Raw genomic sequence first — 9,597 nt, forward strand, 5'->3', positions numbered from 1 at the left:
AATTGGCTTGAACACCTATATTGTACCGCGTTAGGAGTCTTTTGGGTATAACCTTTGATGCACACCCGCATAGCGGGTGGTTTTTTGTTTCACACCTTCGGAGTGAAACGGACTAAAAGTCACATAATAGAAAAAGAAGCCACAGACTAAAGTCTGTGGCTTCTTTTATTTTTAATAACCCCAAGCTGACAATCCTTGGGCATTGTAAGCTTTTTGCGCTGCATTAATTTGATCTTGAACAGTTGCTGTTGAACCCCAACCTGGCATGGTTTGGAATAAACCTGAAGCACCTGATGCATTTGAAACATTTGGATTACCATTTGATTCACGTGCAATAATCGCTTCCCAAGTTGATTGTGGAACACCTGTTGCTGCTGCCATTTGAGCAGCTGCTTGACTTCCGATAACTCCTGCTGAGTTTCCATTAGCTAAGTATCCTGAAGCAGGCGCTGCATACTGTTGTGCAGGTGCTTGTGCAACTGGTGCTGCCTGTGTTGCCTCTTGGACAGGAGCAGCTGCTGCAGTTTGAGCACTTGCAGGTACTGATTGCTCTGGATTTGATTCAGCTACTTTAGCTTCTGTTGATGAACTTGCTTTGCTTGAAGATGAACTTGGTTTTTCTTCTTTGTTCACAGTTGAACTAGTTGAAGTTGTTTTAGTTACTTTTTTGACTACTTTAGTTTCAGAATCTTTTGCAAATGATTCAGTATCAACTTTTTTACTTGAAAAAGCGAAGATAACTGCAACAATCGCAATAGCAAATGCTAATACCCCAAAACTAACATAACGTTTCTTTAAATTTTCATTTTTAAACATATAATACACCTCTTTTTTCTCCAAATACCATATTAACCTAAGTATGTTACTTGTCTATAGAAGTTATATTAAAAATATTACAGGAATATTGTGATTATAAGAATTTCTGAATTATTACTATAGTAAGATAATAATTTACTACATATAGTCCCTATATAGGGCTTTTCAAAAAAAATAGCACTAGACCTAATAATATCATTAGGAAAATCACAAGTGTATCTTTAAATGTCCAATCAAGAATTCTAAATTTGGTCCTGCCTTCACCACCTTTATAACCTCTTGATTCCATAGCGATTGCAAGTGCATCTGCTCGCTTGAAACTAGAAGCGAAAAGAGGAATTAGGATAGGTATAATAGACTTAACTCTTTGAATTAAATTTCCTTCTCCGAAGTCAACTCCTCTTGCCTTCTGAGCATTCATAATACGAGTTGTATCATCCATTAATGTTGGAACAAAGCGCAAGCTTAGTGAAAGCATAAGGCCAATCTCATGAGCAGGAACCTTAATAATCTTCAATGGTTTTAATAAGGATTCCACAGCATCAGACAGACTCAAAGGAGTAGTTGTTAGGGTTAGAAGCGTTGAAAAAAATATAATCAAAATGAAACGCATAAAAATTAAGAGTGCTTGACGCAAACCAAAACTTGTAATTTTTATGATCCAGAATTGGAATAATACTTGTCCACCCTGAGTGAATAATATTTGAAAAATTGTAGTGAATAAAATGATTCCAATCATTGGTTTTAAACCATTTAAAAAGAATGATATTTTTACTTGAGACAGTAGTACTGCTATGATAGTTAGAGTAAACATGATAGCGTTAGTCACAAAATTATTTGCCCAAAAAATAATGATAATATATATCATCATGGCAATGAGTTTACTTCTAGGATCTAGACGGTGAATTATAGAATTGCCAGGAATATAACGACCTAAAATAAGTTTATCCATGCTTCAATTCCTCCCTTAGTTCATCCAAAGTAATGGGGAAGCTAGGGAATTTTTTCCCTTTTAAGGCTAATTGATAGGCAAATTGGGTTATTTTAGGAACACCTAGTTGTTTCGATTCTAATAGTTCTACATTTTGAAAAATATCCTTAGGTATGCCAGATAAAATAATTTTACCTTTTTCAAGAACATAGACTTTAGTTGCAAAGTTAGCAACATCATCCATCAAATGAGTTACTAAAACGATTGTCATTCCAGAGTCATGTAATTTTTTAAATAGCGACATTAATTCTCGTCTTCCTTTAGGATCTAACCCTGCAGTTGGCTCGTCTAAAACAAGAACTTTAGGTTCCATTGCTAAAATACCCGCAATAGCAACCCGTCTCATTTGACCGCCAGATAATTCAAAAGGATTTTTTTCAAATAAATCTTCTGCAATACCAACCAATGCCAATTTTTCACGCGCAATTCTCTCTGCATTATCTTTAGACACACCAAAATTTTGAGGTCCAAAAGCGACATCTTTTAGGACAGTTTCTTCAAATAGCTGACTTTCCGGAAACTGAAAAACTAAGCCCACTTCTTTACGAATTTGTTTAATGTCTTTATTTTTAGACTGACTTGTTATTATTTTTCCATCAACAATTACACGGCCAGTTGTTGGAACTAGTAATCCATTCAATAATTGCATGATAGTTGATTTTCCAGAACCAGTATGTCCAATAAAAGCTGTATAAGAACCATCTTCTATATCAAGATTAACGTCAAAAAGGGCACGCCCTTCAAAAGGAGTCCCTTCTTGGTAGGTAAAACTTACATCTTGGAAATTAATTGCCATAATTGATTTTCTAATTCCTTTTCTGACAGATAGTCTTCACCAATCGTAAAGCCATCTTCTTTAAGCGTCTTTATGAGATTACTTGTGAAAGGGATATCCAAACCTAAATTTAAGAGCTGGTCTCCTCTAGCAAAAAGTTCTCTAGGTGTCGAGCTAGACTCAACTTGACCGTTTTTCATAACTAAAACACGATCACTTAATGCAACCTCGTCTAAATCATGTGTAATTGAAACAACGGTCAATTGATAATCTTCTCTGATTGCTTTTATTGTTTTGATCAGTTCTAAACGTCCTTTTGGATCTAACATACTTGTCGACTCATCTAAAACAATTATCATTGGTCGCATTGCAATTGCTCCAGCAATTGCAACTCTTTGTTTTTGTCCACCCGATAAACGAGCTGGTTCTCGAGTTTTAAACTCAGACATTCCAACTAACTGTAAGGCCTGGTCAACTCTTTCTACCATTTCCTGATGTGAAACACCCTTATTCTCTAATCCAAAGGCGACATCATCTTCAACAGTTGCACCAACAAATTGATTATCGGGGTTTTGAAAAACCATCCCTATTTTTTGTCTGATATCCCAGACATTATTTTCTGTTAAAAGATCACCATCAATGTGAATTGTTCCGGATTCTGGAGCAAGGAGGCCATTTAAGAGACGAACAGTTGTTGATTTTCCAGAACCATTATGACCAATAATCGATAACCACTCACCTTGTTTCACGTGAAACGAAACATCATCTAAGGTATAGGATTCTTGATTTTCTTGATATTTGAATTTAATATTTCTAACTGCAATAATATTTGACATGCTTTATTTAAAGGTATCTTTAAAAAGAAAACCAGCTCCCTTAAAGTAATCATAGCCAGAGTAGATTGTGAAAACTAAAGCTACATATAAAAGAATTGTGCCAACAACATGGAGGTGACAAAATAGGAAAATAATAGACAACATTTGTGAAAATGTTTTTATCTTCCCAGGCATAGCTGCAGCTAGAACCTCGCCACCTGATTCTACTAGGAGTAAACGTAATCCTGTAACAGCTAATTCACGACAAATAATAATTGCTGAAATCCAAGCTGGAGCAAGACCAGCTCCAACCAACATAATAAAAGCACTCATGACAAGCATTTTATCAGCAAGGGGATCTGCAAACTTACCAAAATTTGTAACGACCTTCCATTTTCTGGCCAAATAGCCATCTAAATAATCAGTTAAACTGGCAATAGCAAAAATGATCGCAGCAACAATATGCCAGGTAAGAGATTGTGAAACAGATGTGATGATTAAAAAAACGGGAATCATCAAAATTCTAATAAGTGTTAGTAAATTAGGAATATTTTCTTTTTTGGTCATTGTATTTCCTTTGATTTAATTGATGTTTAAAGTAATGTAACTGATATCGTTGTTTGTTAGAGATGATAAATCTAATTTTTGACCATCAATTGAAACTGAAAGACCATCTTTTATACCAAGCATTAAGAGGGCTTCTTTTGTATCAGCAGGTAGAGTAGTAGTATATGTCGGCTCTTCTTGTGTCAAAGTCGTTCCTGCTTCACCGATATCAGAATTAGAGAGAGCAATCCATGAACTTTCCGCATCAGTTAATGAAACAGAGACTTCAACTGTTTCTTTTGCTTTTTTGATATCTGCGGTAATATAGTTACCTTGACCTTCAGCTTTTATCACTGTTTTTTCTTCGCTACTTGAAGGAGAACTTGATTTTTCAACTTTTTTAGAAGAAGAGTTAGAGCTTTTCTTATTCTTATCAAAGAAAACACTTTTTGCTTTTTCCACATTTACATTATTTGAAAACTTTGGCCATACTGTAAAATAAACAAATGCACCAATCGCTAAAGCAATCAAAGATAATAGGATTACAGGTAAAATTGATTTTGATTTTTTATCCTCATCCTGATAGCGGCTTAAACGAGAAACTTCTTTATCTTGACGGTTAGCTGATAAAAGACTATCCCGTCGAGGTTCAGTTTGTTTTTCTTCCATAGCAGGAATGTTGTCATCAAGCGATGGGCGGTTTGCTACTATTTCCTGATTTTTTTTCTCTTCTTCAAAATGACTTTGATTTTCCTCTGAAGAATTTCTATTCAAAGCAAGAAATTCTTCCATTTCAGGTTTTTCTTGCTCAGGCTCTTCATTTTTCGTCGGAAAAACAAAAGGAATCGGACGCTTACTCAATTTTTCCTCAACTTGTTGAGTAATACTCGGTTCATTGTTATCTTGTTCTTTATTGGTTTGATCTAAAAAACGTTGTTTTAAGGATTGAAAATCTAAATTTACAATCTCAGCGTATTGACTCAGATAAGAATCAAAAACTTCTTCTGGAATAATTTTAAACTGATCTAACTCTAAGGCTAATAAATAGTGAGAAGAGATGCCAGTTTTATTTTCAATCTCATCTAAAGTAATTTTTTGACTAACTCGTGATTCTCTTAGAAAATCACCTAATGTTTGTTCTCTCATACAGGTACCTCTACTATAAAAATATTACGTCTATTATATCAAATTAAACACTATTTTGGAAAGACAGTGAAATCTGATGCCTCAGCACTCTCGAAAAAATTGTTTCCGATGGCTAATATATCATCGAGAGTTATTGTTTCAATTATCTGAGGTATTTCAAAATAAGAATCCTGGTCGTTTAAAAAGAGATTAAACTGACTCATCACTTGTTCAATTGAATCTAAACTTTGAACAAAATCCCCATACATCTCTTTTTTCAATAATTGCAAATGTTTTTCCGTCAAATCTTTTGATTTAGTAAAATTATTGATTTTTTTTCGAATATTGCTAGACATTGCTATTGGTTCATTTGTATCAAGTGTAATAAGTAAAAATGAAAAATCTCTTTGAATCTCAATTTCCATATCAAATGAATCATCTATTTTTCCTTGATCATACCAAGTTTGATATGTTTTCGAAGTCCACCCAAATAATAGTGATAGTAACAGACGTAAACCAACTTTATATTTTAGTAAAGGAATATCATCTGTAAACTTTTTACCTCTATAGCCAACTACTAATTTAGGCGTTGAAATTTCCATACTCATGGAATTAGTTTTAACAATCGGGGAATATGCCAAAGGTTCTATTGTAGCTTTTGCCGGTCTCCTCTGTTTTAAACGTTCCTGACAATCTACTATTGAACGATAGGTTTCATCAATGTCAACATCACCTACGATAATTAGCGTCATGTTCGAAGGATGATAAAACTGTTTGTAATTTCGTTGTAAATCGGTAGCAGTAATAGATTCTAACGAATTCTGATTTCCAGCAATATCACTTGATAAAAGACTATTTGGAAAAAGATTTTGTAAAATGCCGATATATGATTGATAATCAGGATCGTCAAGGTACATGTCAATTTCTTGCGCTATTATTTTTCGTTCTTTAGCAACACTTTCCTCTGTAAAGTTTCCTGTCAAGACGAACTCTTGAAGAAGCGTCAAGCACTTTGTAAAATTATTGCTGGTAGAAAAGAAATAAGAGGTTTTTTCAAAAGTTGTAAAGGCATTGACATCTGCACCTAAGGCTGTAAAATGATGTGATACATCCTGTCCAGATTCATTTTCAAATAGCTTATGTTCTAAAAAATGGGCTATCCCTTCAGGATAATGATAGGGTCTATTTCTAACTGTAAAATTACTGTCAATTGAACCGAAATTCACTGTCAACATTGCTGTTTTTTCTGTAAACATTGGTTTTTTTAGGATAAATATTTCTAATCCATTCGTTAACCGTGAATGATAGACTTCTTCTCTTACACTAGCATAGCTACATTTTTCTATATCTATCACTTATTCGCCTCCAAAAAATAAACTGCCTGTAATTTGAGATGATTAGCAGCTTTAATAATATCCATTTTTTTAACAGATTTAATCTTCGTCAACCAAAACTCAAGTGTAAAATCTTTGTCAATATAGGATTGTGTATAAGAACTGTCAACTAACGCTTTACAGTAATCCTCGGTTAAAGTTCCGTTAGTTTGAAGCATGAGTTTTGTTTTTTCAACTAGTTGACTAGAAAAACGACCCATTTTTATATCATTTATTTCTTTGACAATTAATTGTAACGCTTTTGTCTTATCTTTTTTGTCAATCCCTGCATATATTTCCAATAATCCTGAGAATCGATCAACTTTACTACCAATGCTGTATGCAATTCCTTCAGTTTCTCTTACTTTAGTAAATAATCTTGAATGAGCATATGACCCCAATAAACCATTTAGAACCGTCAAAGCATAATAATCTTCTTTAAACCTTTCAGATGGAAAATAGTAGGCTAATTCCAAAATGGATTGATTTAACAACTTTTTATCAATTTTTTCTGAAACAATATTGGAGTATTCTTGTTGATAATAAAACGATAACTCCTTTTTCCTTGGTTCAAATGGAAATTGATGGAACAATTGCACAACTTTATAATCATCAAATTGACCTAGAATATAGATATCAATTTGATCTTCCATCAGCATTTTATGAAACTCTTGGTAGCTCGTATAAGCAGTCTCTTTATCAACTAAATCTACTGTTCCATATTTAGAAACTTGTAAATCGTTGTCCTTAAAGAAGAGTTCCTTCAATTGTAAGGATCCATAATAAAAAGAATCTTCTTTATCGGATTCAAGGTAGTTCATTAAATTAGTCTTTTCAACCTCAAAAACACGTGGTTGATATTGAGCAACAGATAATAGTGGTGAAAATAATATTCCTTTTAATAGGTCAATCACTTCTTCTAAGATTTTTTCGCCTTGAAAAGCATAAATATCCTGGATAAAAGTAATATCAATATCTACAATATGAACCTTTCCTTTAACTGAAACATTTGTGGAAAGACTTGCTCCATATAAATCTGATAATTTTTCCCTAAATTCTTTCGCTGTTGGATAATCTTCATTGGCTGTAGCAAGCATTTGAGCTACCAATACCCTTTTAGCAACTAATTTCTGACTCAAATCACCAGAAAATCTTAAAGTTACATGATTTGTTTTGAATTTTTCTGTTTTTATAAGATGTAGTTGGACACCTTCGACGATTTTCATAATTTTTCCTTACTCATTAGACTGATTCCTTAAATTATACCATTTTTAAAGAGATTCCTTTGAGAATAAACACTTTTTTTACTATCTTGTAATTTGTTAGACATTTTATTTATGATAAAAAAGAAGCCCTGAGAATATCAAAGACACTTACTTTGAAGGTCTGTTCATTTCTCAGAGCATCAATTCTTAAAAATACTGAAATTATTATAACATAAGAAGTCCTATTTGAGAAGAAGGTTAACATGCAGTTTCTAACCAACACTTATGCTTTATTATTATTTCTTGCCTATTTATGCTATAATATTTTGAATTATAAATGGAGAAAAAAACATGGAATATAAACTATTTACAGAATTTATTACTTTACAAGCCTTATTAAAGGAAGAAGGCATAATACAGAGTGGCGGGGCAATTAAATCATTTTTATCTGAGAATATAGTCTTATTTAATGGTGAAGATGAGAAACGTCGGGGTAAAAAAATTAGAATTGGGGATGAAATCGAAATACCTGAGCAAGGAGTAAAAATTCGATTGGTTGAACCAAGTGAATCTGAGAAAGAAACTTATCTTAGTGATCAAGCAGAAAAAGTAAGAGTCGCAAAGTTGGTTAAAGAATTGAATAAATCAACCAAAAAACAAGTAAGCTCAAGTCATACAAAAGCTAAGAAATCTAAGAAACCCGTCCGATTTCCAGGTGTTTAAAGATGTGGATTAAAGAGTTACAATTAACGCATTATCGAAATTACGAACAGATCCAAGCAGAATTTGTTCCAGGACTAAATGTATTTATTGGTAATAATGCTCAAGGAAAAACAAATTTTTTAGAGGCTATTTACTTTATTGCTTTAACCAGAAGTCATCGTACTCGAACCGATAAAGAATTAATAGGTTTTAAAAAAAATAATTTGCAGGTTTCTGGGAAAATTAGTAAAGTAAGTGGAACAATTAGTCTTGAAATTGATTTAACAGAAAAGGGTCGTGTAACCAAAATCAATTCTTTAAAACAAGCAAAATTATCTGAGTATATTGGTAATATGATGGTCGTGCTATTTGCTCCTGAAGACTTGCAACTTGTTAAAGGTGCTCCAGCTTTAAGACGCAAATTTATTGATATTGATCTTGGACAAATAAAACCTGTTTATTTATCAGATTTATCTCAATACAATCATGTTTTAAAACAGAGAAATGCTTATTTAAAGACTGCAATATCCATAAATAGTGATTTCTTAGGTGTTCTTGATGAGCAACTAGCAGATTATGGTACTAGAGTCATTGAACAGCGTATTCATTTTATTAAATCACTTGAAACTGAGGCAAAAAGACATCACTTGGCTATTTCAAATGGACTAGAAAACTTGAATTTTTCTTATCAACCCAGTTTTGAAAAACATGATCAACTTTCAATCAAAGAAGTATTTTTAGATGCATTGGTAAAAAATAGACAAAAGGATATCTTCCGAAAAAATACCAGTGTCGGACCTCATCGTGACGATATTTCCTTCTTTATCAATGATATTGATGCAAACTTCGCAAGTCAAGGTCAGCATCGTAGTTTGATATTATCTCTAAAATTGGCAGAAGTTAGTTTAATGAAAACAATCACTGGGGACAATCCTATTTTATTATTAGATGATGTTATGAGTGAGTTGGATAATACGAGACAATCAAAATTATTAGAAACAGTCATACAAGAGAAGGTACAAACTTTTATTACAACAACAAGCTTAGATCATCTATCCCAACTTCCAAAAGATATTAGAAAATTTCATGTGAACTCTGGTCACATTACAGTTGATGATTAGTAAAATCATAACCACCCGTCTAACGGGTGGTTTGAACAAGGGCTATAAGCCCAGAATACAAGCCAGCGTCTAAAGGCGCTGGCTTTCACTTTGTTCAAGCCTTATTGCTCTTGACTCGTCACTTGCCT

10 protein-coding genes are annotated in these 9,597 nt (G+C 33.2%); 2 read left to right on the forward strand and 8 right to left on the reverse strand.

Annotation, left to right across the window (positions count from 1 at the left end):
• Positions 1 to 171 precede the first annotated feature (171 nt).
• The 8 genes from AT575_RS09955 to yfmF all read right to left on the reverse strand — a co-directional run bounded on the left by AT575_RS09955 (position 172) and on the right by yfmF (position 7,667).
• Positions 172 to 816, reverse strand: coding sequence for a transglycosylase SLT domain-containing protein (locus AT575_RS09955; protein WP_102778185.1), 645 nt, complete (start codon positions 814 to 816; stop codon positions 172 to 174).
• Positions 817 to 967: 151 nt separating this feature from the next.
• A complete protein-coding gene (locus tag AT575_RS09960) occupies positions 968 to 1,768 on the reverse strand; it encodes an energy-coupling factor transporter transmembrane component T family protein (RefSeq protein WP_102778186.1) in 801 nt (266 codons plus the stop codon).
• Positions 1,761 to 2,603 (reverse strand): energy-coupling factor transporter ATPase, encoded by an 843-nt coding sequence (locus AT575_RS09965; protein WP_102778187.1) that lies wholly within the window; start codon positions 2,601 to 2,603, stop codon positions 1,761 to 1,763. Before AT575_RS09965 ends, AT575_RS09960 begins: the two co-directional genes overlap by 8 nt.
• Entirely contained in the window at positions 2,579 to 3,418 is an 840-nt protein-coding gene (locus tag AT575_RS09970; RefSeq protein WP_102778188.1) for an energy-coupling factor ABC transporter ATP-binding protein, read from the reverse strand. Before AT575_RS09970 ends, AT575_RS09965 begins: the two co-directional genes overlap by 25 nt.
• Before the next feature lie 3 nt (positions 3,419 to 3,421).
• Positions 3,422 to 3,964, reverse strand: coding sequence for a CDP-diacylglycerol--glycerol-3-phosphate 3-phosphatidyltransferase (gene pgsA, locus AT575_RS09975; RefSeq protein ID WP_102778189.1), 543 nt, complete (start codon positions 3,962 to 3,964; stop codon positions 3,422 to 3,424).
• Between the two features lie 15 nt (positions 3,965 to 3,979).
• Positions 3,980 to 5,089 carry a helix-turn-helix domain-containing protein gene (locus AT575_RS09980; RefSeq protein ID WP_102778190.1) on the reverse strand — a complete coding sequence of 370 codons (1,110 nt, stop codon included), beginning with the start codon at positions 5,087 to 5,089 and terminating at the stop codon, positions 3,980 to 3,982.
• 50 nt (positions 5,090 to 5,139) lie between these two features.
• Positions 5,140 to 6,423, reverse strand: a complete 1,284-nt coding sequence (gene yfmH / locus AT575_RS09985) for an EF-P 5-aminopentanol modification-associated protein YfmH (RefSeq protein WP_102778191.1) — start codon at positions 6,421 to 6,423, stop codon at positions 5,140 to 5,142.
• Positions 6,420 to 7,667 (reverse strand): EF-P 5-aminopentanol modification-associated protein YfmF, encoded by a 1,248-nt coding sequence (gene yfmF, locus AT575_RS09990; RefSeq protein WP_102778192.1) that lies wholly within the window; start codon positions 7,665 to 7,667, stop codon positions 6,420 to 6,422. Before yfmF ends, yfmH begins: the two co-directional genes overlap by 4 nt.
• Positions 7,668 to 7,997: 330 nt before the next feature.
• Here yfmF and yaaA point away from each other — a divergent pair, with 330 nt between their 5' ends.
• On the forward strand, positions 7,998 to 8,369 hold the full coding sequence (yaaA, locus tag AT575_RS09995) for a S4 domain-containing protein YaaA (protein ID WP_102778193.1): 372 nt from the start codon (positions 7,998 to 8,000) through the stop codon (positions 8,367 to 8,369).
• 2 nt (positions 8,370 to 8,371) lie between these two features.
• Complete coding sequence (recF, locus tag AT575_RS10000; RefSeq protein WP_102778194.1) at positions 8,372 to 9,469, forward strand: DNA replication/repair protein RecF; 1,098 nt, start codon at positions 8,372 to 8,374, stop codon at positions 9,467 to 9,469.
• Positions 9,470 to 9,597 lie beyond the last annotated feature (128 nt).

Origin of the sequence: Streptococcus penaeicida, from assembly GCF_002887775.1 — a bacterium.
Classification (GTDB): domain Bacteria; phylum Bacillota; class Bacilli; order Lactobacillales; family Streptococcaceae; genus Streptococcus; species Streptococcus penaeicida.